Raw genomic sequence first — 23,891 nt, 5'->3', positions numbered from 1 at the left:
CCTGACGGCGAGAAGATTCTGGTGCCCCAGTGTGCTCGTGAGTCGGCGCTCCCCACAGCGCCCAACCCATTGACCCGAGCTCAGTGGAGCCAACTATTAAGTACGTCCGGACCGTAAACCACACTTAAAGGGTCTCGTTTTGACAACATCACTTATCGCCCACTGCCCGAAATCCGGACAAAGTGAGCCCAGACAGACACCCCCGAAACGGACTGTTAACGCAACTTCCGGAGAGTGTTGATCGATATCCGGACACATGGCCCGCGAAAACGACTTGACCGACGGGTCGGTACGGGACGGTTGGATCTTGCCCGGACAGCCCGGAGGCCCGACACTCTGACGAGTGTCGGGCCTCCGGCTCCCCGGCCGGGCGGCCGCCCGGCGGGAGTGCCTAGCGCTTGGCGCGCGAAGCCGTGCGGCCGCGCTCCTTGGCGTCCAGGACGACCTTGCGGATGCGCACGGCCTCCGGGGTCACCTCGACGCACTCGTCGTCGCGGCAGAACTCCAGGGACTGCTCCAGCGACAGCTTGCGCGGCGGCACCACGTTCTCGGTGGTGTCGGCGGAAGCGGCACGCATGTTGGTGAGCTTCTTCTCCTTGGTGATGTTCACGTCCATGTCGTCGGCGCGCGAGTTCTCGCCGATGATCATGCCCTCGTACACCTCGGTGCCGGGGTCGGTGAACAGGACGCCGCGCTCCTGGAGGTTGATCATCGCGAACGGCGTGACCGTGCCGGCGCGGTCGGCGACCAGGGAGCCGTTGTTACGGGTCACGAGCTGGCCGAACCACGGCTCCAGGCCCTCGTGGATCGAGTGGGCGATGCCGGTGCCGCGGGTGCTGGTCAGGAACTCCGTACGGAAGCCGATGAGGCCGCGGGACGGGACGACGAACTCCATGCGGACCCAGCCGGAGCCGTGGTTGGACATGTTGTCCATGCGGCCCTTGCGGACGCCCATGAGCTGCGTGACGGCGCCCATGTGCTCCTCGGGGACGTCGACCGTCATGCGCTCGACCGGCTCGTGCACCTTGCCGTCGATGAGCTGCGTGACGACCTGCGGCTTGCCGATGGTCAGCTCGAAGCCCTCGCGGCGCATCTGCTCGACCAGGATGGCCAGCGCCAGCTCGCCGCGGCCCTGCACCTCCCAGGCGTCGGGGCGCTCGGTGTCCAGGACGCGGAGCGAGACGTTGCCGATGAGCTCGCGGTCCAGGCGGTCCTTGACCTGGCGGGCGGTGACCTTGCGGTCCTTGACGGCGGACTTGGCGTCCGCGCCCTTGCCCGTGCCGCCGCGGCCGACCATCGGGGAGGTGTTGGTGCCGATGGTCATGGAGATGGCGGGCTCGTCGACCGTGATCAGCGGGAGCGCGATCGGGTTCTCCGGGTCGGCCAGGGTCTCGCCGATCATGATCTCCGGGATGCCGGCCACGGCGCAGATGTCACCGGGGCCCGCGACCTCGGCGGGCTTGCGGGTGAGCGCCTCGGTCATCATCAGCTCGGAGATGCGCACGTTGGAGATCGTGCCGTCGCGCTTGATCCAGGCCACCGTCTGGCCCTTGCGCAGCTCGCCCTGCTCGACGCGGAGCAGCGCGATGCGGCCGAGGAAGTTGTCGGCGTCCAGGTTGGTGACGTGCGCCTGGAGGGGGGCGGCCTCGTCGTACTCGGGGGCCGGGACGTGCTGGAGGATGGTGGAGAAGAACGGCTCCAGCGAGTCGCTGTCGGCGGGGACGGTGCCGTCCTCCGGCTTGGTCAGCGAGGCGATGCCGTCACGGCCGCAGGCGTAGACGATCGGGAACTCGATCTGGTCCTCGTCCGCGTCCAGGTCCAGGAACAGGTCGTACGTCTCGTTGACGACCTCGTCGATCCGGGAGTCCGGGCGGTCCGTCTTGTTGATGCACAGGATGACGGGCAGGCGCTGCTGGAGGGCCTTGCGGAGCACGAAGCGCGTCTGCGGCAGCGGGCCCTCGGAGGCGTCGACGAGCAGGACGACCGCGTCCACCATCGACAGGCCGCGCTCGACCTCGCCGCCGAAGTCGGCGTGGCCCGGGGTGTCGATGATGTTGATGGTGATGACGTCGCCGCCATCCTTCGGGTGGTACTTCACCGCGGTGTTCTTGGCCAGGATCGTGATGCCCTTCTCACGCTCCAGGTCATTCGAGTCCATCATGCGGTCGTCGAGCGACTCAGAGGCGTGCGCGGCGAAGGAGCCGGCCTGCTTGAGCATGGCGTCGACGATGGTCGTCTTGCCGTGGTCGACGTGGGCGACGATGGCTACGTTACGGATGTCGTGGCGCGTGGGCATGGGTTGCTAAACGCTTCTCTCGATCGGGGGATGCGGCGTCTCGTTCCTCGTACGCCCACCGGGCGGACGCGCCACGGCTTACCCCATGGTACGGGGCGCACGCGGGACGGGCTTCCCGGGCCGATCGGTACGGTGCTCGCCAGGGGTTCGCCGGGGTGGGCGGGGGTGACCTGCGCGAAGGGTGCGGGGGGTGCGGACTGACGGGTCAAGGAGTCGGGAACGACCTTGCCCGCCGAAGGCTCGGCGGGCAAGGAAACGGGGCTGATTCACGGTGGGTTCTCAGATCCCGAGATGGGCTCTGACCTGCGATGCAGCGGTTATTTCCGATTACTTGCCGTCATCTTTGGCCGAATCGGGCTTCTTGAAGCCGATGTCCTGGTAGCGGGGGGCCGAGAAGCCGAAGGCGCCCGTGTTCGCCAGCTTCGGCTTCACCGCGACCAGCTCGGGGCGCTGGTAGAGCGGAATGGACCCGGCCGCCGCCCAGATCCGTTCGTCGGCCTGCTTCAGCAGCTCCCGGGCCGCCTCCTCGTCCAGCTCGGCCGCCGCCCGGTCGAAGAGCTGGTCGATGTGGTCGGTGCCGACCCGGGTGTAGTTCTGCTCGACGAACAGCGAGCCGTCCGCCGCGGGCTCCGGCTTGGCGAAGATCGGCCGGGCGTCGGTGGCGGGGTAGGCGGTGCCGGGCCAGGAGTAGAGCGCCAGGTCGTAGTCGCCGGAGGCGATGTGGTCCTTGAAGTAGCTCGCGTCCTCGACCTTCTTGATCTCGGTGCGCACCCCGATGGACCGGAGCATCCGCGCGATCCGCTCGCCTACCGCGCGCAGGGCGGCCGAGCCGGGGTCGGCGGGCAGCACGAAGCGCAGGGTCAGCGGCTTGCCGTCCTTGCCGACCGCGCGGGGCCCGGCCGCGGCGGCGCCCGCCGCACCGGCCGCCGCGGGGGCGGCGGTGCCGCGCGGGGCGTAGGCGCCGGCCATGCCGCCCTTCTTCTTCTCCTTGGCCTCGGTCTTGCCGTCCGCCCGCTCCTTGTGGTCGCGGTACTCGGACCGCGCCCGGCCGTCCTCCCGCGGCGTGCCGTGCGCGAGGACCAGGGGCGGGGAGAGCAGGGAGGCGGACCCGGCGGCCGGGGCCAGGACGTAGCCGCCGGACTCGGCGGGACCGCCGTCGCCCGGCTTGTCGTCGCCGACGATGTACAGGCCCTCGTCGGAAACCTCGTCGGAGGCTTCGTCGGAGGTCTCGTCGCCGTCCTTCTTCTTCGGGGCCTCCTTCCGCGGGGCGCTCGCGGCGGTCTGGTTGCCCGCGCCGCCCGTGGTGAAGCCCGCGTCGGCGAGGAGGGCCTGCGCGGCCTGGGCGTCCTGGGAGCCGAGGGCGTCGCTGCCGTCGGCGTACGCCTCCTGGCCGGCCAGCGCCAGGTGGCTGCCGAGCGGGGCGGCGGGCAGGCCCAGCGGGGCCAGCACCGACGCGGCGAGCTCCTCGCGGTTCAGGGCGCGGGCCACCGCCCGGCGCACCCGCTCGTCGGCGAGCGGCCCCGAGGTGCCGTTCATCGCGAGCTGCGTGTAGGCGGGCTCCAGGGACTTCCGTACGGTGAAGGCGCGCAGCGCGCGCTGCTGCTTCGCGTACGACCGGATCTCGGCCTGCTTCTTCCTGCGGGCCTCCTGCTCGGCCTCGGCGGTCTCCTCGTCGACCGCGCCGTGCGCCCGCGCCCAGGAACGCAGGGCGTCGGCGGCGCTGGTGGTGGAGCCGGGGCCGTGGGCCGTGGGGGCCCGGCCCGCCTCCTTGGCGGCCAGCGCGATCCGGTCGGCGGCCCGCCGGTCGACCTCGGCGATGTCGACGCGACCGTCGGCCAGGGCCTCGGCGCGCTCGCCGCGCGGCACGGCCCGCAGGACGAGCTTGTCCAGCTTGGCGGGCTGCCCCCACCAGCGCGGATTGCGTTCCAGCACGACCGAGCCGTCCTCGCGGTCCAGCTTCACCGGGCGGAACGGGCCCGCCGTCGACTGCAGCTTCGTGCGGGCGCCCTCGTTGAAGGCCTCGGGCGTGCCCATGACCTCCTTGGGGTACAGCGGGGTGAACAGGGAGCGCCAGTCCGCGTACGGGCGGGCGTAGGTGACCCGCACCTCGAGGTCGTTGGCGCCGCGCTCGATCTTCTCGATGCGTTCGTAACCGGCGTTGCGGGCGGTCCAGTACGCGGAGTCCTTGCCGCGCAGGGCCCGCCACTGGGCGACGAAGTCGGCGGCGCCGATCTCGCGGCCGTCGCCCCAGACGGCCTGCTGGTTGATCCGGTAGAGGACGACCTGCTTGGGTTCGCGCTCGACGACCGAGGCGTCCTCCAGGTAGTCGGGGTTGCGCTGCGGCTTGCCGGCCGCGTCGAGCACGAACAGGGCGGGCAGCACCGCGCCCGCGACGCGCGTGGTCGTGGCGTCGGCGTCCGCCTGGAAGGCGTTGAAGGTGGCGGGGACGGAGTCGACGGCCCAGTGGAGGGTGCCTCCGTCGGCGACCTGCTCGCGGTCGGCCGCGGCGAGGTCGGCGGCCACGGGCACCGCCCCGCCGGGCTGCTCGTCCGACGCTCCGCCGCAGCCGGCCAGCATGGGCAGCACGAGCACTCCGCAGACCAGGAGGGTCGCGGGGCGCGGGGCACGCCGGGTGCGCCTGGCGCGGGGCGCGCGCGGGATCGCGGCGTCGGACATGGCTGGTACCTCCAGGCTGACCCGGCCGTTCCTGCCGGAAGGGGCGGTTGAGTTTCACGTTCGGGCGGTTATTGGGGTGATCACACTTGTCGTCCTTGTCGCCCACTGAAAAGGACCTCGCGCGGGGCGGCGGTGACGACACGTCGGGCATTCGGGGAAGGGCACCCGTGCGGCGCAATCCGGCGGGGGCCGGTGGGGTGCGCGGGACGGGCGCGCTGCGCGCACCGGCGTACGCACCCTTCACAAGGGGGGATGTGACGCGCGACACTCCAGGCGCATGGGCGTTGCGTGAGCGCACGGCGGAAGCGAGGCCAAACCATGTCCCTGCACGAGGAATTGACGGACCTTCAGGACTGTCTGGACCGGCTGGAACGGTCGGTGCTGACGCTGACCGGGCGGGCCGGGCTCGGCGAGAGCCACCCGCTGGACGTGCGGCGGGTGCGGACGGATGCGGCGCATCTGAGGGAGAGCGTGGCGATGCTGAGCGCCTTGGCGGCGGCGGGGGGCGGGTCCGCGGGGAGGCGGGGGCCGGCTCGGCCGGAGCTGATCACGATTCCGGATGCGCCGTACGACAGCGCGCTGTGGACGGACTCGGACGACGAGGGGCTGGGGGCGCGGGACCGTCGCGCCCCCTGAGCCCCCCTCGGGGCGGGGGGCGGTTCGGCCCGTGGGGCCCTGCTCCTCCCGACTCCGGCCGGCCCCCTTGGGCGGCGGGGCCGCCTCCCAGAGGCGGGACGGGCGGGCAAGGGGGCGACCCCTCCCGCTTCCGGCCCCGGCCGGGCCCTGTTCCGGACGGCCGTCCAGCAGGGGCCCGGCACCGTCCGTACCGGAAAGGCAGGTCCCCAGCCCCGCCCCTTCACCTGAACCCGCGGGGCGGTCAAACGGTTCCGTGCGGGTGCGTCGTGGCTGGTCGCGCAGTTCCCTGCGCCCCTACCGGGGCACGGAAAGAGCGCCCGCGCGGCGGAGCCGCAGATCGAGCACAGCCCCGCGCCCCCGACGGGGCACGGACGAGCACCCGTTCCGCTCTCCGCCCAGTCGACCCCGAGACCCCTGGAGCCCCCGTTGGCCACAGGCACCGAACCCAGAGCCGGTACCGCGGGTGCGCGGACCGGCGTCCACTCCCCGGGCCGGGCCCGGATCGCCGCCCGGCACCTGCGCACCGACCGCTGGTGGCTCGCCCCCGCGGCGACCGCGGCCGGCCTCCTCGCCTTCGTCGTGTACTCGACCTGGCGGGCCTTCGCCAACGAGCACTACTACGCCGCCCCCTACGTCTCCCCCTTCTACTCCCCCTGCCTCGCCGAGAACTGCGTCCCCATGAAGGGCGGCCCCAACTGGGAGGTCTTCGGGAGCTGGTGGGGCCTCTCCCCCGCGCTGCTCGTCCTGATCTTCCCGCTCGGCTTCCGCCTGACCTGTTACTACTACCGCAAGGCCTACTACCGCGGCTTCTGGGCCTCGCCCCCCGCCTGCGCCGTCGCCGAGCCGCACAAGAAGTACTCCGGGGAGACCCGCTTCCCCCTGGTGCTGCAGAACGTCCACCGGTACTTCTTCTACGCCGCCGTCCCCGTCGCCGGGATTCTGACGTACGACACCGTCCTGGCCTTCCGGGACGCGGGCTACGCGTGGGGGCACATGGGGCTCGGGACCCTGGTCTTCCTCGTCAACATCGTCCTGATCTGGGCGTACACCTTCTCCTGCCACTCCTGCCGGCACATCGTCGGCGGACGGCTCAGGCACTTCTCCAGACATCCGGTGCGGTACCGGCTGTGGAGCTGGGCCGGGAAGCTGAACGCCCGCCACATGCAACTGGCCTGGGCCTCGCTGGTCAGCGTGGCCGTCGCCGACTTCTACGTCTATCTCGTCGCTTCCGGCGCCTTCGAGGATCCGAGGTTCTTCTAAAGATGACTCAGCTGGAGCGGCAGGAGTGGGACGTCGTCGTGGTCGGCGCGGGCGGGGCGGGACTGCGCGCCGCCATCGAGGCGCGCGAGCAGGGCGCGCGTACGGCGGTGATCTGCAAGTCACTGTTCGGCAAGGCGCACACCGTGATGGCCGAGGGCGGCATCGCCGCGTCCATGGGAAACGTGAACTCCGGCGACGACTGGCAGGTGCACTTCCGGGACACGATGCGGGGCGGGAAGTTCCTCAACCAGTGGCGGATGGCGGAGCTGCACGCGAAGGAGGCGCCCGACCGGGTCTGGGAGCTGGAGACCTGGGGGGCGCTCTTCGACCGGACCGCCGACGGGCGGATATCGCAGCGCAACTTCGGCGGGCACGAGTACCCGAGGCTGGCGCACGTCGGGGACCGGACCGGGCTGGAGCTGATCCGCACGCTCCAGCAGAAGATCGTGCAGTTGCAGCAGGAGGACTTCCGGCAGTCCGGGGACCACGAGTCCCGGCTGAAGGTCTTCCAGGAGTGCACCGTCACCCGCATCCTCAAGGACGGGGAGCGGGTCTCGGGGACGTTCTGCTACGAGCGGGAGTCCGGGCGGTTCTTCGTGCTGGCGGCGCCGAGCGTCGTCCTCGCCACCGGCGGCATCGGGAAGTCCTTCAAGGTGACGTCCAACTCGTGGGAGTACACGGGCGACGGGCACGCGCTGGCCCTGCTCGCGGGCGCGCCGCTGCTGAACATGGAGTTCGTGCAGTTCCACCCGACGGGGATGGTCTGGCCGCCGTCGGTGAAGGGCATCCTGGTCACCGAGTCCGTGCGCGGCGACGGCGGCGTACTGCGCAACTCGGACGGCAAGCGGTTCATGTTCGACTACGTGCCGGACGTCTTCAAGGAGAAGTACGCGGAGTCCGAGGAGGAGGGCGACCGCTGGTACGAGGACCCGGACCACAACCGGCGCCCGCCCGAGCTGCTCCCCCGCGACGAGGTCGCGCGCGCCATCAACTCCGAGGTGAAGGCGGGCCGGGGGTCGCCGCACGGCGGGGTGTACCTGGACGTGTCCACGCGGATGCCCGCCGAGACCGTCCGGCGGCGGCTGCCGTCGATGTACCACCAGTTCAAGGAGCTGGCGGACGTGGACATCACCGCCGAGGCCATGGAGGTCGGGCCCACCTGTCACTACGTGATGGGGGGCGTCGCCGTGGACTCCGACACCGCCGCCACCCGCGGCGTGCCGGGGCTCTTCGCGGCCGGTGAGGTGGCGGGGGGCATGCACGGCTCGAACCGGCTCGGCGGCAACTCGCTGTCCGACCTGCTGGTCTTCGGGCGGCGGGCCGGACTGTACGCGGCCCAGCACGCCGCCGAGCACCTGGGCGCCGCACGGCCGGCCGTCGACGGGACCCAGGTCGACGCGGCGGCGGCCGAGGCCCTGCGCCCGTTCAGCGCCGAGGGGCCCGAGCCGGGCTCCGCGGAGGCGGGACGGCCGCCGGAGAATCCGTACACCCTCCACCAGGAGCTCCAGCAGACCATGAACGACCTCGTCGGCATCATCCGGCGGGAGCACGAGATGGAGCAGGCCCTGGAGAAGCTGGCCGAGCTGCGGGTACGGGCGCGGCGCGCCGGGGTGGAGGGGCACCGGCAGTTCAACCCCGGCTGGCACCTCGCGCTCGACCTGCGCAACATGCTGCTGGTCAGCGAGTGCGTCGCGCGTGCCGCCCTGGAGCGCACCGAGAGCCGCGGCGGCCACACCCGGGAGGACTTCCCCGCGATGGACCGCGCCTGGCGGCCGGTGAACCTGTTGTGCCGCCCCGCCGACCCGACCGGCGGACTCGCCGCCACCGACCCGGTGCGCGGCCAGATCGAACTCGTCAGCACGACGACCGAGCCCATCCGCCCGGACCTGCTCGCCCTCTTCGAGAAGGAGGAGCTGGTCAAGTACCTCGCCGAAGAGGAGCTGTCCGAGTGACGAACGCGGCATCCGCAAAGTACGTCGCCGACTTCAGGGTCTGGCGCGGGAGTCCGGCAGGCGGCGGACTCGAGGACTTCAAGGTCGCGGTGAACGAGGGCGAGGTCGTCCTCGACATCATCCACCGGCTCCAGGCCACCCAGGCGCCCGACCTGGCCGTGCGCTGGAACTGCAAGGCCGGCAAGTGCGGTTCGTGCAGCGCGGAGATCAACGGGCGGCCCCGGCTGCTGTGCATGACCCGCATGTCGACCTTCACCCCCTCCGACACGATCACGGTGACGCCGCTGCGCGCCTTCCCGGTCGTGCGGGACCTGGTGACGGACGTGTCCTTCAACTACGAGAAGGCCCGCGAGGTGCCCGCCTTCGTGCCGCCCGAGGGGGTCGCGCCCGGTGAGTACCGGATGCGACAGGTGGACGTGGAGCGGTCGCAGGAGTTCAGGAAGTGCATCGAGTGCTTCCTGTGCCAGGACACCTGCCACGTGGTGCGCGACCACGAGGAGAACAAGACGGCCTTCGCGGGCCCCCGCTTCCTGATGCGGATCGCCGAGCTGGACATGCATCCGCTGGACGCGGCGGCGGAGTCCGGTCTCGACCGCAGGCGCACCGCCCAGGAGGAGCACGGGCTCGGCTACTGCAACATCACCAAGTGCTGCACGGAGGTGTGCCCGGAGCACATCAAGATCACGGACAACGCGCTGATCCCCCTGAAGGAACGGGCGGCCGACCGCAAGTACGACCCGCTGGTCTGGCTCGGCGACAAGATCCGGCGGCGGCCGGAATAGCCCCGGGACGCCGTGCGCTGGACCAGGCATGTGGAACAGCGAAGCGCTCGATCTGGACGCGTACCTGAAGAAGACCGGTTACGAGGGGCCGCGCGAGCCCTCTCTGGAGGCCCTGCGGGCGCTGCACCGCGGGCATGTGCTGGAGCTGCGGTGGAGCACCGTCGACGCGATGCTCCACCACGACGTGCCGCTGGACCTGTCCTCGCTCCAGGACAAGCTGGTGGCCGGCGGGCGCGGCGGGTACTGCTTCGAGCACGTGTCGCTGTTCGCGGCCGTGCTGGAGGCGTTCGGGTTCGAGTTCTTCGCGGTGCAGGGGCGGGTCGTGATGGGCAGCGAGAAGATGCTGCCCGCCACGCACGCGCTGCTCGTCGTGGAGCTGGACGGGCGGCGGTGGCTGTGCGACGTCGGCTTCGGGGCGTCCATGCTGGAGCCGGTCGAGCTGGTTCCGGGCGGGGCGGGCAGCGAGGTCGAGCAGGACGGCTGGCGCTACCGGCTGCGCGAGCGGGCGGAGATCACGCCCGGCGCGCGGGGGTGGGAACTGCTGCAACCCGCGTCCGGGTCGGAGGCCGACGGGGACGGGGACGGCTGGATGGTGCGGCACAACTTCACCCTCACTCCGCAGTACCCGGTCGACTTCCGGGCGTCGAACCACTTCGTGGCGACCAGCTCCCATTCGCCGTTCAGCCACCGGCTGTACGCGCAGCGCGTGCTGCCCGGCGCCCTGCACATCCTGGACGAGCTGCGCCTGACGACCAGCACCGCCGGCGGCGGCCTTCCGGCCGTGACCCGCGACCTGGAACCCGCGGAGGTCCCCGGGGTGCTGGCGGAGACCTTCGGCATCCAGCAGGGCGAGGAAGAGGCGCGGCTGCTGGTGGCGCGGCTGGCCGCCAACGCGGCGGCCTCCCGCGTGAGCGCCTGACGCCCACGGGGTACGACGTCTCATGGACAGGGCGGGATTTTCCCAGGCCGCCCGGGGCACGGACCGGACCGCCCGGCCGCACAGACGGCGGGCCGGGCAGGCGACGGATCGGGCAGGCGACGGGCTGGGCGGGCGGTTTCGCCGTACTCGCCCGGACGGCGCCGGCCTCCCCGGCGCCTCCGGTGCCGGTGGCCCGCCACGGCCGCCCCCGCCCGCACCTGACCCGCCCCCTCCCGCGGCCCCCTCCGACACCGCGTCCCGCACGCTCCGGTCCCGGCGCTCCCGGTCGCGGGGGTGGTGAGGGCGACATAGCCTCGCCTCTGTGACGTCTCCCGAGAGCCGTTCCCGCGTCCCGCGGCCCGCCGCCCTGCTGGCCGTCCTCCTCGGGCTGGGCGGGTGGTCCGTCGCCGCCGCGCCGCACCCCGCGCCCCCGGCCGCGACGGTCGCCGAAGACCCCGTCCGGCTGTCCTCGGACGGCCAGCTCACCGACAAGGCCGGCGCCCTCGGCGGACGACGCGGCGAGGTCGCCCAGGCCCTCGACCGGCTGTACGCCGACCACCGCGTCCAGCTCTTCGTCGTGTACGTCCGGAACTTCTCCGGCCGCTCCGCCCAGAGCTGGGCCGACACCACCGCCACCCGCAACGGGCTGGGCCGGGACGACGTGCTGCTGGCCGTCGCCACCGGGGACCGGCAGTTCGCGTACTCCGTCGACCAGGACTCCCGGCTCAGCGACGCCCAGCTCGCCGAGGTCTCCGCGACCGCCGTCAAGCCCGCCCTGCGCGAGAACGACTGGGCCGGGGCCGCCATCGGCGCGGCGAACGGATACGCCGCCGTGCTCGACGGCAGGCCCGTGCCCACCCCCGCCATCACCCCCGGCACCCGCGATCCGGGTTCGGAGGACGGTTTCGCCGGTGATCTCGTGCTTCCCGTCGTCGCCGTCGGCGGCGCCGGCGCGCTGGCCGCGTACGCCTTCAGCCGCCGCAGGCGGAAGCGCGCCCCGGGGCCCGAGAGGGCCGCCCCCGCGCTCACGCCGCTCCCCGAGCTCGACAGCCGCGCCAAGCAGGCCCTCGTCGAGACGGATGACGCCCTGCGCACGAGCGAGGAGGAACTGGGCTTCGCCACCGCCCAGTTCGGCGAGGAGGCCGCCCGGCCGTTCGCCGAGGCGCTCGCGTCCGCGAAGGGGGAGCTGACCAGCGCGTTCAGGGTGCGGCAGCAGCTCGACGACGCCTTCCCCGAGGACGATCCGACCAGGCGGAGGATGCTGGAGGAGATCCTCGCCCGGTGCGCCGAGGCCAACCGCCGTCTGGACTCCGAGGCCGACGCCTTCGACCACCTCCGCGAGCTGGAGCGCAACGCCCCCGCCGCGCTCGACGCCGCCGAGACGGCCTTCCGCGACCTCACCGGGCGCACCGGCGCCGCCGAGTCCGCCCTCGCCACGATGCGCGAGCGGTACGCCGCGTCCGCCGCGGCCCCCGTGGCCGGGCACGTCGAGCAGGCCAAGGACCGCCTCGTGTTCGCCACCGCCAACCTCAACCAGGCCCGCCAGGTCCTGATCGCCGGGGACAACAGCCGGGCAGCCGTCCTCGTACGGGCCGCGGAGGGCGCGGTCGACCAGGCCGCCACCCTGGTGGACGCCGTCGAGCGGCGGGCCCGCGAACTGGCCGACGCGGAGCAGGAGCTGGCCGGGGCGCTGACCGAGACCGACACCGACCTCGCCGACGCCCGCGGCCTGCTCGGCGGTACGGCCCCGGGCGCCGGCACGGCCGACCTGCGAGGGCGCATCGCGCGCGCGGAGGCCGTCGTGCGCGACGTACGGGAGGAGATGCGGGCCGGGAAGTACGACCCGCTCGACGCCCTGCGCAGGACCGAGGAGGCGGACGCCGCGCTGGACGGGGCCCTCGCCGGGGCCCGGGAGCGCGAGAGCACCGGACGGCGGGCCCGGGACCTCCTGGGGCAGGCCACCCTCACCGCGCGCGCCGCGATCGGCGCGGCCGCCGACTACATCACCACCCACCGCGGGGCCGTGGGCAGCCCGGCCCGCACCCGGCTCGCGGAGGCCCAGCGCCGCCTGGAGCAGTCGGCGGCGCTGACGGACGACGCCCCGGCCGCCCTCGCCGAGGCCCAGCGGGCCGACGCCCTGGCCCGGGAGGCGCAGAGCCTCGCCGAGCAGGACGTGCGCGGCTTCGGCGGCCCGTACGGGGGCGGCGGCGGCGGCGGAGGCGGCCTGAACGGGGCCGTCCTCGGCGGCATCATCCTGGGCGGCATCCTCAACGGCGGACGCGGCGGCGGTCACGGAGGCGGCTTCGGCGGCGGGGGCTTCGGCGGCGGCGCGGGTCCCGGCAGCTTCGGCGGCGGCGGCACCCGGGGCCGCCGGGGAGGCGGAGGACGGTTCTAGGCCGCGCCGCCGGCCACGGCGACCGCGTACCGCCGCACCCATGACACGTACACCCGGCACCCCCACTCACCCCAGGGAGCAGACCATGTCCAAGCAGTCCGTCCTCGGCCGTGTCACCCAGCTCGCCAAGGCCAACATCAACGCGCTGATCGACCAGGCCGAGGACCCGCAGAAGATGCTCGACCAGCTCATCCGCGACTACACCGGCAACATCGCCGAGGCCGAGGAGGCCGTCGCCACCACCATCGGCAATCTGCGGCTCCTGGAGCAGGACCACCGCGAGGACGTGGACGCCGCCCGCGAGTGGGGCGGCAAGGCGCTGGCCGCCAGCAGGAAGGCCGACGAGCTGCGGGCGGGCGGTTCGGCGGCGGAGGCCGACCGGTTCGACGGGCTGGCGAAGGTGGCGCTCCAGCGGCAGCTCCGGGCCGAGAAGGAGGCCAGGACCGCCGAGCCGACGATCGCCGCGCAGACCGAGGTGGTGAACGGGCTCAAGGACGGCCTCACGAAGATGAAGGCCAAGCTGGGCGAACTCACCTCCAAGCGCGACGAGCTGGTGGCCCGGGCGAAGTCGGCGCAGGCCCAGAACTCGATGATGGACGCGGTGCGGAACATCGACGTCCTCGACCCGACCAGCGAGCTGAGCCGCTTCGAGGACAAGGTGCGGCGCGAGGAGGCGCGGGCGGCGGGCAAGCAGGAGCTGGCCGCCTCCTCGCTGGACGCCCAGTTCGAGCAGTTGGACAGCCTGGGCGACGACGCGGAGATCGAAGCCAGGCTGGCCGCCCTCAAGAACGCCTGACGCTCAGTACATGCTCAGCAGTTGGTCGACCGTCAGCTCGGCGGGCCCGGCCGACTTTCCGTCCGGCAGGGCCAGTTCGAACCACACCGTCTTGCCGCGCGGGGTGCGCCTGGCCCCCCACGCCGCACTGAGCAGCCCGACGAGCTGGAGGCCGCGGCCGCCCTCGTCGGTGTCGCGGGCCCGCCTGCGCCGGGGCTGGACGAGTCCCGCGTCCCAGACCTCGCAGACCAGGGTGCGGTCGAGCAGCAGGCGCAGGCGCACCTCGCCCTCGCCGTAGCGCAGGGCGTTGGTGACCAGCTCGCTGACCAGCAGCTCCGTGGTGTCCACGAGGTCTTCGAGACCCCAGGAGACGAGCTGGCCACGGGCCAGTTCGCGGGCCCGGCCCACCGAGCGCGGTTCGCGCGGCAGCCGCCAGTCGCCGACCGAGGCGGCCGGGAGGCCCTGGATGCGGGCCATCAGGAGGGCGATGTCGTCCTCGCCGTGGCGGGTGTCGAGGGTGGTCAGGACGTGGTCGCAGACGTCCTCCAGGGGGCGGACCGGCCCGCTCATGGCCGTGCGGAAGTCGCGCAGGCCCTCCTCCAGGGGGTGTTCGCGGGACTCGACCAGACCGTCCGTGTAGAGGGCGAGCAGCGAGCCCTCGGGCAGCTCCACCTCGACCTCCTCGAAGGGTTCGCCGCCGACGCCCAGCGGCATTCCGGGCGGCACGTCGAGCAGCAGCGGCTCCTCGCCGGGCTCGACCACCACGGGCGGCAGGTGGCCCGCGTTGGCGAACGTGCAGCGGCGGGTGACCGGGTCGTAGACCGCGTACACGCAGGTCGCGAGGTACACCTCGGAGAGGTCCGCCTCCCGGGACTTGTGAGCGGCACGGGAGGCCTGCTGGGCGCCGCTGGGGGTGCCGAGTCCGCGGGCGATCTCGTCCAGGGCGCTGAGCACTTCCGCCGGTTCGAGATCGAGGAGCGCCAGGGTCCGCACGGCGGTACGGAGTTCGCCCATGGCGACGGCCGCGCGCAGCCCGCGCCCCATCACGTCTCCCACGACCAGCGCGGTGCGGTGGCCGGGGAGTTCGATGACGTCGAACCAGTCGCCGCCGACCTCGGTGGCGGTGTTGCCCGGCAGGTAGCGGCAGGCGATGTCGAGCCCGGCGGCCTCGGGGTCGCCGGGCGGCAGCAGGCTGCGCTGGAGGATCAGCGCGCGCTCGTGCTCCCTGCGGTAGAGGCGGGCGTTGTCCATGCAGACGGCGGCCCGGGAGGCCAGCTCGGTGGCCAGCGCCCGGTCCCGCTCGCCGAAGGGCTCGCTCCCCTTGGTGCGGGAGAACTGCACGAGCCCGATCACCGTGTCGTGGGCGACCATCGGCACCGCGATCGTGGAGTGCACCAGCTCGCCGTCCTCGCCGGGGACGACCCGGGCGCGTCCGGTGCGCAGCGCCTTCGCGCACGGGGTGGTGAAGGGATAGCGGTGGACCGAGCCGACCTGGATGTCGGCGGGGTCCTCCCCCGGGCCCACGCAGCCGGGCGCGGCCAGCGGCGCGTCGGAGACGGCCGAGGCGAACGCGACCCGGCGCAGCTCGGCGCTGCCGTCGGTGACCCCGGGCGGGGCCTCGTCGCCCGTCAGCAGCCCCTGGTACAGGTCGACGGACGCCAGGTCGCAGAAGCCCGGCACGGCGACGCCCAGCAGCTCCCGGGCGGTGGTCTCCAGGTCCAGCGAGTTCCCTATCCGGGCGCCCGCCTCGTTGAGGAGGGCGAGGTTGCGCCGGGCGTCGGCGGCCTCGCGGGCGGCCCGGTGGCGGCGGGTGACGTCGGTGGCCAGGCCCGCGACGCCGACCGGGCGGCCGGAGCCGCTGTGCACCCGGTAGAGGTTGACGGACCAGTGCCGGCGCTCGGCGCTGCCGGGCTCGGTGCCGGTGATCTGGATGTCGGTCATGGCGTCGCCGGTGTCGAGCACCCGGCGCAGGGCGGCGGAGACGCGCTCGGCCTCGGGGGCGGCGAGGTAGTCGTGGACGGTGCGTCCCCGGTGCGCGTCGGCGTCGCCGCCGAAGACCTCGGCGAAGCGGCGGTTGGTGCGCTGCACGGTGAGGTCCGTGCCGAACAGCAGGAAGCCGAAGGGAGATTGGCCGAAAATGGCCTGCGAGGCGGCGAGGTCGGTTTCGATCCGGCGCAGGGCGCGCACGTCGACGACCAGACAGAGCGCGCCACGCTCCCCGGCCTGGGTCTCGCTGGGCATCACATAGATCTCGGCGACTCCCTCGGCACCGTTCGTCCCGGCCGCCGCCTCGGGCATCCGGAACGGGACGAGGCCGGTCCACTCCTTGCCGTCGAGGATCTCGGCCACCTCGCGGTGACCGCGCCCGCGGTACTCCTCGGGCATGAAGACCTCGACCGGGTCCCGCCCCACGACCTCCCGGGCGAGCACCCCGAAGAGCTCCTCGGCCCGGCGGCTCCACTGCTCGACGCGGCCGTCGGCGCCGAGCGAGAAGGAGGCGATCTTGATGTAGTCGTAGATCGACCCGGGCGGACTGGACTGCCACAGGGGCCCGCCGCCCTCCGCGGCCCCGGCGCCGCTCGCTGCCTCACCAGCACCGCGTGGGGTCCCACCGGCACCGCTCGTGGTCCCACCAGCACCGCTTGCCGCCATCGCGGCATCGCGTGGGGTCCCACCGGCACCGCTCGCGGCCCCGCCGACGCCGCTTGCCGCGTCACGGATGCCGCCGACCGCAGCTCCGCCGACCGCGGCACCGCCAGTCGTAAGGCCGGTACCCTCCGCGCCGCCCGCGTCCCGACTCCGGTCATGGCCCGCGCCGGTCGGGACCCGGCCGGGTCCCTCGGCGGTCGGGCTCCGGTCAGGTCCTTCTGCGTTCCCGGACCGGCCAGGTGCTTCTGCGCCCCGGAACCGGTCAGGTCCCTCTGCGCTCGCGCCCCGGTCGGGTCCCGCTGCGCTCGTGCCCCGGTGAAGGTCCTCGCCGGTCGCGGCCCGCTCAGGGTCTCCCCCGGTGGCGGTCCGCCCCTGAGCCGCGTCGCTCACGCCGCCGTCGTCGCCCGCACCGCTCGTCCTCGTACCGTGCGTACCGTGCGTACCGCGTGGACCGTGCGTACGGTACGGACCGCCCGACCCGGCATCGGGCCCGTCAGCCACGGCGTAGCCGTCCGCCCCCCGGGGCACGCCTTCGGGAGCCGTCGGCTGCGCGTCCGCCGCCCGGTCCGGACCAGTGGGTCCGGGCGCCGCTGGGGCCCCGGCCGATCCTCCGGTGCCCAGGGCACCGCCAGCGCCGCGAGCACCGCCCGCTGCCTCGCCGGGCGTCTGCGCCTTCGCCGGTATCTCGTTCACACGACCGTCCCCTCCAGCTCACCTCACCGGAACCGGCCTTGCCCGCAGTATTCAGCACTGCGGCCCCAGACGGCACGGCGTTCACGATCGCGACGTCCTCCCGGGCCGTACCCGACCCTTTTCGGCCGTAACGCACTGCCCGGCCGGGACCTCCCGGATGTCGCGTGATCGTTCAAGTCCCTTCACACTTCTAACCGGGCAGAGCCAGCTCGAACCACACCGTCTTGCCGCTCTTTCCGCGCCGGGTTCCCCAGCGCCGTGCGGAGCACGCGACCAACTGCATGCCGCGCCCCCCCTCGTCGTCCGGCCCCGCGGCCCGCTCGCGCGGTGGATCCGGAAGCGGATCGGAGACCTCCACCCGCAGGACGACGGGCGCGGCGGTCGCGGTTCCGGCCAGGGGCCCGGGGGTGGCGAGCCTCACCAGCCGCACCCCGATCGGCCCGGACGTGTACCGCAGGGAATTGGTCACCAGCTCGCTGACCAGCAGCACACTGACGTCGCTGAGCTCCTCGAGGCCCCAGTCGCGCAGCGCGTCGCGCACCGCGTGCCGTGCGGTGCGCACCGCGCCGGGCTCAGCGGGGAAGGTCCACTCGGCGCAGGCGCCTTCGATGTCCAGCACGCCGACCACATCCCAGAACAGCAGCAGTGGACCCCAAAGAGGCAGTGTCCTTTTTCAGGGGGTTAATCAGCACATACCCGATATCCGTCTCCGACTATCCCGGGAACGGGCGCACTGTGGCACGAACGGCGTACGGGGTCGCCCGTGCGCTGGGTCCCGTTGCCCCGTTCAGACCCGTGTGACCGGCGGCATCGGCCCGTACGAGGAGGCCGCACCCGCGGTCGTACGAATGCGGAACCGACCCGGAACCGGCCCGGACCGGAACGTCCGCCACCCCGCAGACCCTCAGCCCTCCCCGCCGAACCCCTCCGCCCGCAGCCGACGCACCGCCTCCGCGACCGCCGGGCGGTCCTGGTCGAGCCAGTCCACCGTGTCGCTCTCGTCGGGGCCGAGCCAGCGCAGCTCGTCGTGGTCCTCCAGCGGGCGCGGCTCACCGGAGAGCAGCCGGGCCGTCCAGACCTGGAACACGTACCCGGGTTTCAGCGGCCACTGCCCCGGAATGCGCTCCAGCGGCTCGACCTCGACGCCCAGTTCCTCGCGCAGTTCGCGGACCAGCGCCTGCTCGGGCGTCTCGCCCGGCTCGCGTTTCCCGCCGGGCAGTTCCCAGCGGCCGGCCAGCTCCGGCGGGGCGCTGCGGCGCGCCGCCAGCAGCCGCCCGTCATGGCACAGGGCTCCGCCCACGACAAGTGTTTCCGTCATGGTGCGGAGCCTACGGGTGTGCCCACCCGGCTGGATCACGGGCGCGGTACGGGCGTCGGGGAACTGATCGGATTCACCGCCGCACGCCGCGCGCGCTCCTCCCCCTCACTGCTGCTTCGCCGCAGCCTGTTCGATCCAGTACAACTGCTTGTGCCCGTGGCTTTCGAGCTGGTCGGCCCTCTGCTGGGCCTCCGCGCGCGTGGCGTACGCCCCCACGCGATAGCGGTTGCCGTTGTCGTCCTGCCGCACCACCAACCACGGAAGCCGATCGCCGTTGTCATTCATCGCGCGCCTCCGTCAGGGGTCCCCAGGAAACCTCAGTACGCATATGCCCGACCTTACGCCTGACCTTTACGCACCGGATATGTGTTTTCACAAAGAGGCACCGATCTGGCCAAGAAATACTGGGGAGTTGACGCCGAAGAGGGGGCGCGTCCGCGTGGACGCGCCCCCTCGAAAACCCCAACCGCCGGGCGCGCCAAGGAAATTGGCGTTCCCGTGCCGGTGCCGGGCTACCGCACCGGCAGGTGGTACGACACCCGGTAGCGGTCCGCCGGGACCACCAGGTCGGCGGTCTCCACGGCCCGCCCCGAGGCGTAGTACGTCCGCTCGATCACCAGCACCACATGCCCGGGCACCCCGCCCAGCTCCGCCAGCTCCTCGGCGAGCCCCGGCCGGGCGCCGACCTCCTCGGCCACGTTGTCCACGACCACGTCGATGGCCGCCATCCGCTCGACCACCCCGCAGCCGCCGAGCGGGCCCTCCTCGGGCAGCATCACCGGTGTCCGCCCGGTGACGGACAGGGGTTCGTAGGAGGTCGACAGCATCATCGGCTCCCCCGCGTCCCGGAAGACGTACTTCGTGCGCATCACCCGCTCGCCCGGCTCGACGCCGAGCCGGACCGCCACCTCGGCGGACGCCTCCACCTGCTCGCTGCGCGACTCCCAGGTGCCGCGCGTGCCCTCGGCCGCCTGCTCCTGCCGGAAGGGCGTCGTCGAGCCCGGCCCCCGGTAGGCGGAGCGGGCGACGCTGCGCGGCACCGGGCGCTCCCGGACGTACGTGCCCGAGCCGGACCTGCCCTCGACCAGGCCCTCCGCCATCAGCACCTTGCGCGCCTCCAGCGCGACGGTGTCCGAGACGCCGTAGACCTCACGGATGCGGGCCTGCGAGGGGAGCCGGGTGTGCGGCGGCAGCTTCCCGTCGGCGATCTGCTGCCGCAGGTCCCTCGCCACGCGCAGATAGGCCGGCTGCTCACCGAATGTCACTGGCCACTCCCATCAGGTTGACAGACAGCAACAGCCTGGCAACCGTGGGTTCTGGAACACAAGCAAAGGCCAGAGTTTCACTCGAAGTGATGATTCGGCTTCACGCAGGCATGTTTCCTTGGGTAAGTGGCGTGAGGCGTTACACCTCTTCCTGCGCATCCGTACCGACGCTCGCGCCACCCCCGGTGCTCCCACCGGTCCCGTCCGTACCACCGGACCCGTCGGTCCCTCCCGTACCGCCCGAACCACCCGTACTGCCGGTACCACCCGTGCCGCCTGCAGCGCCCGTGCCACCCGCACCACCCGCACCGCCGTCGCGCAGCGAACCGGTCAGCTTCTCCCCCGACTCGTTGCCGAAGACGCAGGTGACGCCCCGGTCCCCGAGCCGCCAGCCCCGGCGGTCGGGCATCAGGTAGTAGAAGTCCGCCTCGATGTCGGAGCCGCCGGTGTAGGTCACCTGCGCGGCGGAGCAGCGCCGGTCGGCGATGGCGCTGATCTTCTCGTCGCCGGGATACGTGCGGGAGTCGGCCAGGTCGAAGGTGCCGAACACCTCCGCGTCGTGCTCCTCCTGGCAGCCGACCACGTCCACCCGGTAGGTGGTGCCCTCCAGCGAACCGTCGACGGAGTTGAAGCACTGCCCGACCCGCAGATCCGTGACGGAACGGCCGGTTCCGTCCGCCCCCCGCTCAAGGCCGCGCAGGATGCCCCCGAACCCGCCGGTGAGGAGCGTCACCAGGGTGAGCACGACGCTGAGCGAGGACAGCACGATGCCCGTCACCGCCAAGCCCTTGCCGCTGTCGCCGCGCTTCCTGATCTGCGCGAGCGCGATGAGGCCGAGGACGAGACCGAGCGGGGGCACGCAGCAGACGATGCCGGTGACCAGCGAGGCGATGGCGAGCCCGTTGGTGGCGGGCGGCACGGGCGGCATGCCGTAGGGACCGACGCCGTAGGGCTGGGCGCCGTACGGGGTCTGCTGTCCGTACGGCGCCTGCTGCCCGTACGGAGGCTGCTGACCGTACGGTCCGGGAGCCTGCCCGTACGCCTGGTGCGGCGGGGAGCCCTGCGGATTCGGCCCCTGGGGGCTCGGCCCCTGCGGATTCGGCCCCTGGGGCGGGTCCCAGGGCTGTTCGGGCGGCGGCGGTATCGCCATCGGTACGGTGCTCCTCGTCGGGGGTGCGGGGCGCGGGGTGCCCGGCGCATCGTACGTGCCCCGTACCCGCCGGGGCAGTCCGCGCCTACGCCCCCATGCCTGCCGGGGCGGCCCGCTCGTCACCTGCCCCGTGCCTGCCGGACACCGTCCGGCCGCCCCGCCGGGAGCAGCCCACGACCATGTCGGAAAACCGCCAGCGCCGCCCGTCCCGACCTGATGCACTGGTCCCCATGACGACGACGCAGTACGACAAGGCCACGCTCCTCGACTCCCTGCACCGCCGCCCCGGGTCCCCGCTCCTGGTCGCCAACGCGTGGGACGTCGCCAGTGCCCTGGTGGCCGAGGACGCGGGCGCCCCCGCCGTCGCCACGACCAGCGCCGGGGTCGCCTGGAGCCTGGGTTCGCCGGACGGCGACGTACTGGACCGTGGCCGGGCCCTGGACCTGGTCGCCCGGATCGCGGCGGCGGTGAAGGCGCCGGTGACGGCCGACATCGAGGGCGGTTTCGCCGAGAGCGCGGAGGGCGTCGGCGAGACCGTGGCGAAGGTGATCGAGGCGGGCGCGGTCGGCGTCAACCTGGAGGACGGCAACCGCGATCCGGCCGCCCAGACGGGCCGGATCGCCGCCGCGCGGGCCGCCGCCGACAAGGCCGGGATGCCCCTCTACCTCAACGCCCGCATCGACACGTACCTCTTCGGACTCGGCGAGGAGTCCGGCCGCCTCCAGGAGACGACCGAGCGGATGCGGGCGTACGTGGCCGCGGGCGCGTCCGGCGTCTTCGTCCCCGGGGTGACCGACCCGCAGGTCATCGCCGCGCTGGTGGCCGCCGTCGACGTCCCGCTGAACGTCCTGGTGGGTCCGGGCGCCCCGAGCGTCGCCGAGCTGGCGGAGCTGGGCGTGGCCCGGATCAGCCTCGGTTCGACCGTGGCGGCCGCGGCGTACGCGGTGGCCCGCCGGGCGACCCGCGAACTCCTGGAGCGGGGAACGTACGGGACGGTCGCGGACGCCATTCCCTACGGCGACCTGAACGGCCTCCTCCCCCGCTGACGTCCGGCCGCCGCCCCCGCCGCCCTACCGGGCGCCGAAGACCTGGGTCCAGCGGTGGTCCGCGACGCCGATGCCGACCTCCTTGAACGCGCAGTTGAGGATGTTGGCGCGGTGCCCGGAGCTGTTCATCCAGGCCTTCATGACGGCGGCGGGGGTGCGCTGGCCGGCCGCGATGTTCTCGCCGTACGTCGACCACTTGTACCCGGCGGCGGTGACGCGCTCGCCGGGCCCGTCGCCGTCGGGGCTGGTGTGGTCGAAGTAACCGCGGGCGACCATGTCCGCGGAGTGCCGCTGGGCGGCCGTGTCCAGCAGCGCGTTGCCGCGCACCGCCGGGCAACCGGCCTTGGCCCGCTCCTCGTTGAGCAGCCGTACGACCTCCTGCGCGGGCCCGGCGGGGGGCGCGGGCGGGGCGGGCTTGTCGGTACGGGGCGGCCTGGGCGGCGGCGCGGCCTTCGACGGCGTCCTGGTGGGCGGCTTGGGCGGCTTGGTGGCGGCGGACCTGGTGGGCTTCGGCGTGGCGGTGCGGGCGGCCGAGGCGCTGGGGGTGGGGGTGGGGACGGGAGCGGTGGCGCTGGGGGCGGGGTTCGACGGGAGGGCCGGCCCGCCGGTGCGCGCGGCGTCCGCGACACTCGTGCTGCCCCCGCCCCCGCCGCTGCCGCCGCCCGAAAATATCTGGTACACCCCGAAACCGCCGCCCAGGAGCGCCAGCAGGGCTGCCGAGCCGATCACCTGATGCTTCCTGCGGGTGCGCCGCTGCCGCAGTTGGGACCGGGAGGGCCCGTGGGGGGTGGTGCTCTGCTGGTTCTCTGCTGCGTCGCCGTACGACAAGTCGTGCTCCTGCGTCCCGTGCTGTGATGTGTCTGCCTGAGTCCCGTGGAGCGGGTCCTGCGAGTACGGCGGTACGTCCCGGGCGTGCGCGACGGGGGCGAACCCGCCGCTCCCGCGCCGCACCGCGGCGCTGACGGCCGCGGCCAGCGCCGCCGCCACGGGCACGAGCCCGAACCCGGCGAGCAGCCCCTCGGCGGGCACCAGCCCGGTGCGGTGCCCCGAGCAGGCGGCGCACTCCTTGGCGTGCCGGGAGATGCGCTTGCGCCACAGCGCGGAGGGCACTCCGTCCCAGGGGCCGAGCACCTCCCGCAGCGTCCCGCACGACGGCACGGCCGCCACGGCACGCACCACCACCCGTGACGCCTCCAACTGCGCCTTCATGCGCTGCACACGGACGGCGGTGTGGTCGGGCGGCAGGTCCAGCGCGGTGGCGACCTCGGCACGGGTCAGTTCGCCCGCCGCCTCCAGCCACCACAGCGACAGCAGCGCGCGGTCGTCGGAGTCCAGCCACCGCGTGGCCTCGACGGTCTCCTTCCGCTGCCCGGACAGCCCCATGCGCACCAGGGACAGCCCGACGAAGTCGGCCGCGGGGTCGGCGAGCTCGCGCTCCTCCGACACCGGCACGGCGTCGGTCTGCCCGCGCTGCCAGTGCCGGCGCACCTCGTTCATGGCGATGGCGACGAGCCAGGACCGGAAGCCCTCGGGTATGCGCAGGGACGGCAGTCCGTCGAGGGCCCGCAGCATGGTCTCCTGCACGACGTCGTCCACGTCGGCGTGTCCGTTCAGGGCGCGTCCGACGATGTTGTAGACGAGCGGCAGATAGGCGGCGACGAGGGCGTCCTGTGCCTGCGGGTCACCGCTCTGCGCGGCAAGCACCCGCGCGACTCCGTGTTCCCTGTTCACGGTTGCCCGCCCCTTCTCCGCCGGATTGCCCGATACGCGCCTACGCACCTGCGTACGCGGCACGCACCCGCATCTTGCTCCACGCCTAGGAGACCGCCCCCGCCCCCCGCCATAACAAAAACCTCCCCCCGACTTCTCCGCCTCCCGCCGAGGGGGCACCGCGTCAGGGGCGCGGGGAACTGCGTGAGCAGCCACGACGCACCCGCACGGGAACCGTTCCCCTTGGCCGCGCGGCGAGCGCTTCAGGGAAAGGACGGGGTCTCCCCTGCTCGAACGAAGTTGAGAGCTTGGGGAAGGGTCCGGGGCCTCTCCTGCGTTCGCAGGACAGGGCTGACACATCCGGCACAG

17 protein-coding genes are annotated in these 23,891 nt (G+C 73.1%); 8 read left to right on the top strand and 9 right to left on the bottom strand.

Annotated features, from left to right (window positions below; all coding sequences use genetic code 11):
* Positions 1–391: 391 nt before the first annotated feature.
* Positions 392–2,296 (bottom strand): translational GTPase TypA, encoded by a 1,905-nt coding sequence (gene typA / locus ACZ56L_RS21120; protein ID WP_345228609.1) that lies wholly within the window; start codon positions 2,294–2,296, stop codon positions 392–394.
* A 327-nt stretch (positions 2,297–2,623) separates the two neighbouring features.
* The gene (locus ACZ56L_RS21115; RefSeq protein ID WP_468686190.1) at positions 2,624–4,972 is read right to left on the bottom strand and encodes an ABC transporter family substrate-binding protein; all 2,349 of its coding nucleotides are present in this window, start codon (positions 4,970–4,972) and stop codon (positions 2,624–2,626) included.
* Between the two features lie 318 nt (positions 4,973–5,290).
* Here ACZ56L_RS21115 and ACZ56L_RS21110 point away from each other — a divergent pair, with 318 nt between their 5' ends.
* The 7 genes from ACZ56L_RS21110 (at position 5,291) to ACZ56L_RS21080 (ending at position 13,712) form a co-directional block, all read left to right on the top strand.
* Positions 5,291–5,608, top strand: coding sequence for a hypothetical protein (locus tag ACZ56L_RS21110; protein WP_380837211.1), 318 nt, complete (start codon positions 5,291–5,293; stop codon positions 5,606–5,608).
* Positions 5,609–6,034: 426 nt separating this feature from the next.
* Positions 6,035–6,868: a hypothetical protein gene (locus ACZ56L_RS21105; RefSeq protein ID WP_468686191.1), complete on the top strand. Its 834-nt coding sequence runs from the start codon at positions 6,035–6,037 to the stop codon at positions 6,866–6,868.
* A 2-nt stretch (positions 6,869–6,870) separates the two neighbouring features.
* On the top strand, positions 6,871–8,820 hold the full coding sequence (locus ACZ56L_RS21100) for a fumarate reductase/succinate dehydrogenase flavoprotein subunit (RefSeq protein WP_471065575.1): 1,950 nt from the start codon (positions 6,871–6,873) through the stop codon (positions 8,818–8,820).
* Positions 8,817–9,602: a succinate dehydrogenase/fumarate reductase iron-sulfur subunit gene (locus ACZ56L_RS21095; protein WP_471065573.1), complete on the top strand. Its 786-nt coding sequence runs from the start codon at positions 8,817–8,819 to the stop codon at positions 9,600–9,602. The genes ACZ56L_RS21100 and ACZ56L_RS21095 overlap by 4 nt, the downstream gene beginning before the upstream one ends.
* Before the next feature lie 28 nt (positions 9,603–9,630).
* Positions 9,631–10,521 carry an arylamine N-acetyltransferase family protein gene (locus ACZ56L_RS21090; RefSeq protein WP_471065571.1) on the top strand — a complete coding sequence of 297 codons (891 nt, stop codon included), beginning with the start codon at positions 9,631–9,633 and terminating at the stop codon, positions 10,519–10,521.
* A gap of 322 nt (positions 10,522–10,843) precedes the next feature.
* Entirely contained in the window at positions 10,844–12,916 is a 2,073-nt protein-coding gene (locus ACZ56L_RS21085; RefSeq protein ID WP_471065569.1) for a TPM domain-containing protein, read from the top strand.
* Positions 12,917–13,001: 85 nt separating this feature from the next.
* Entirely contained in the window at positions 13,002–13,712 is a 711-nt protein-coding gene (locus tag ACZ56L_RS21080) for a PspA/IM30 family protein (RefSeq protein ID WP_401756288.1), read from the top strand.
* A 3-nt stretch (positions 13,713–13,715) separates the two neighbouring features.
* On the opposite strand, the gene ACZ56L_RS21075 is transcribed toward ACZ56L_RS21080, so the two are convergent.
* From ACZ56L_RS21075 to ACZ56L_RS21050, 6 genes are all read right to left on the bottom strand, one after another.
* Positions 13,716–16,238, bottom strand: a complete 2,523-nt coding sequence (locus tag ACZ56L_RS21075; protein WP_401757003.1) for a SpoIIE family protein phosphatase — start codon at positions 16,236–16,238, stop codon at positions 13,716–13,718.
* Between the two features lie 985 nt (positions 16,239–17,223).
* On the bottom strand, positions 17,224–17,661 hold the full coding sequence (locus tag ACZ56L_RS21070) for an ATP-binding protein (RefSeq protein ID WP_345228617.1): 438 nt from the start codon (positions 17,659–17,661) through the stop codon (positions 17,224–17,226).
* A 276-nt stretch (positions 17,662–17,937) separates the two neighbouring features.
* Entirely contained in the window at positions 17,938–18,351 is a 414-nt protein-coding gene (locus tag ACZ56L_RS21065) for a (deoxy)nucleoside triphosphate pyrophosphohydrolase (protein ID WP_471065567.1), read from the bottom strand.
* A 105-nt stretch (positions 18,352–18,456) separates the two neighbouring features.
* On the bottom strand, positions 18,457–18,636 hold the full coding sequence (locus ACZ56L_RS21060) for an SPOR domain-containing protein (protein WP_345228619.1): 180 nt from the start codon (positions 18,634–18,636) through the stop codon (positions 18,457–18,459).
* 227 nt (positions 18,637–18,863) lie between these two features.
* Positions 18,864–19,616, bottom strand: a complete 753-nt coding sequence (locus ACZ56L_RS21055) for a GntR family transcriptional regulator (RefSeq protein WP_468686195.1) — start codon at positions 19,614–19,616, stop codon at positions 18,864–18,866.
* Between the two features lie 139 nt (positions 19,617–19,755).
* Positions 19,756–20,766 (bottom strand): DUF4190 domain-containing protein, encoded by a 1,011-nt coding sequence (locus ACZ56L_RS21050; RefSeq protein WP_471065564.1) that lies wholly within the window; start codon positions 20,764–20,766, stop codon positions 19,756–19,758.
* A 230-nt stretch (positions 20,767–20,996) separates the two neighbouring features.
* On the opposite strand from ACZ56L_RS21050, the gene ACZ56L_RS21045 reads away from it, so the two are divergent.
* Positions 20,997–21,812 carry an isocitrate lyase/PEP mutase family protein gene (locus ACZ56L_RS21045; RefSeq protein ID WP_471065562.1) on the top strand — a complete coding sequence of 272 codons (816 nt, stop codon included), beginning with the start codon at positions 20,997–20,999 and terminating at the stop codon, positions 21,810–21,812.
* A 24-nt stretch (positions 21,813–21,836) separates the two neighbouring features.
* Here ACZ56L_RS21045 and ACZ56L_RS21040 read toward each other — a convergent pair whose 3' ends face one another.
* Positions 21,837–23,543, bottom strand: a complete 1,707-nt coding sequence (locus ACZ56L_RS21040; RefSeq protein ID WP_471065560.1) for a sigma-70 family RNA polymerase sigma factor — start codon at positions 23,541–23,543, stop codon at positions 21,837–21,839.
* Positions 23,544–23,891: the final 348 nt, after the last annotated feature.

This window comes from Streptomyces sp. NPDC039736 (genome assembly GCF_055596485.1).
Note: the sequence above shows the minus strand (reverse complement) of the source record. Positions and strands in the feature narration are given on the sequence as shown.

Bases quoted from the DNA above. Each gene is read 5' to 3' on its own strand.
- typA (WP_345228609.1), bottom strand. From the start codon at position 2,296: ATGCCCACGCGCCACGACATCCGTAACGTAGCCATCGTCGCCCACGTC.
- ACZ56L_RS21100 (WP_471065575.1), top strand. From the start codon at position 6,871: ATGACTCAGCTGGAGCGGCAGGAGTGGGACGTCGTCGTGGTCGGCGCG.
- ACZ56L_RS21080 (WP_401756288.1), top strand. From the start codon at position 13,002: ATGTCCAAGCAGTCCGTCCTCGGCCGTGTCACCCAGCTCGCCAAGGCC.
- ACZ56L_RS21115 (WP_468686190.1), bottom strand. From the start codon at position 4,972: ATGTCCGACGCCGCGATCCCGCGCGCGCCCCGCGCCAGGCGCACCCGG.
- ACZ56L_RS21090 (WP_471065571.1), top strand. From the start codon at position 9,631: ATGTGGAACAGCGAAGCGCTCGATCTGGACGCGTACCTGAAGAAGACC.
- ACZ56L_RS21045 (WP_471065562.1), top strand. From the start codon at position 20,997: ATGACGACGACGCAGTACGACAAGGCCACGCTCCTCGACTCCCTGCAC.
- ACZ56L_RS21065 (WP_471065567.1), bottom strand. From the start codon at position 18,351: ATGACGGAAACACTTGTCGTGGGCGGAGCCCTGTGCCATGACGGGCGG.
- ACZ56L_RS21110 (WP_380837211.1), top strand. From the start codon at position 5,291: ATGTCCCTGCACGAGGAATTGACGGACCTTCAGGACTGTCTGGACCGG.
- ACZ56L_RS21050 (WP_471065564.1), bottom strand. From the start codon at position 20,766: ATGGCGATACCGCCGCCGCCCGAACAGCCCTGGGACCCGCCCCAGGGG.
- ACZ56L_RS21060 (WP_345228619.1), bottom strand. From the start codon at position 18,636: ATGAATGACAACGGCGATCGGCTTCCGTGGTTGGTGGTGCGGCAGGAC.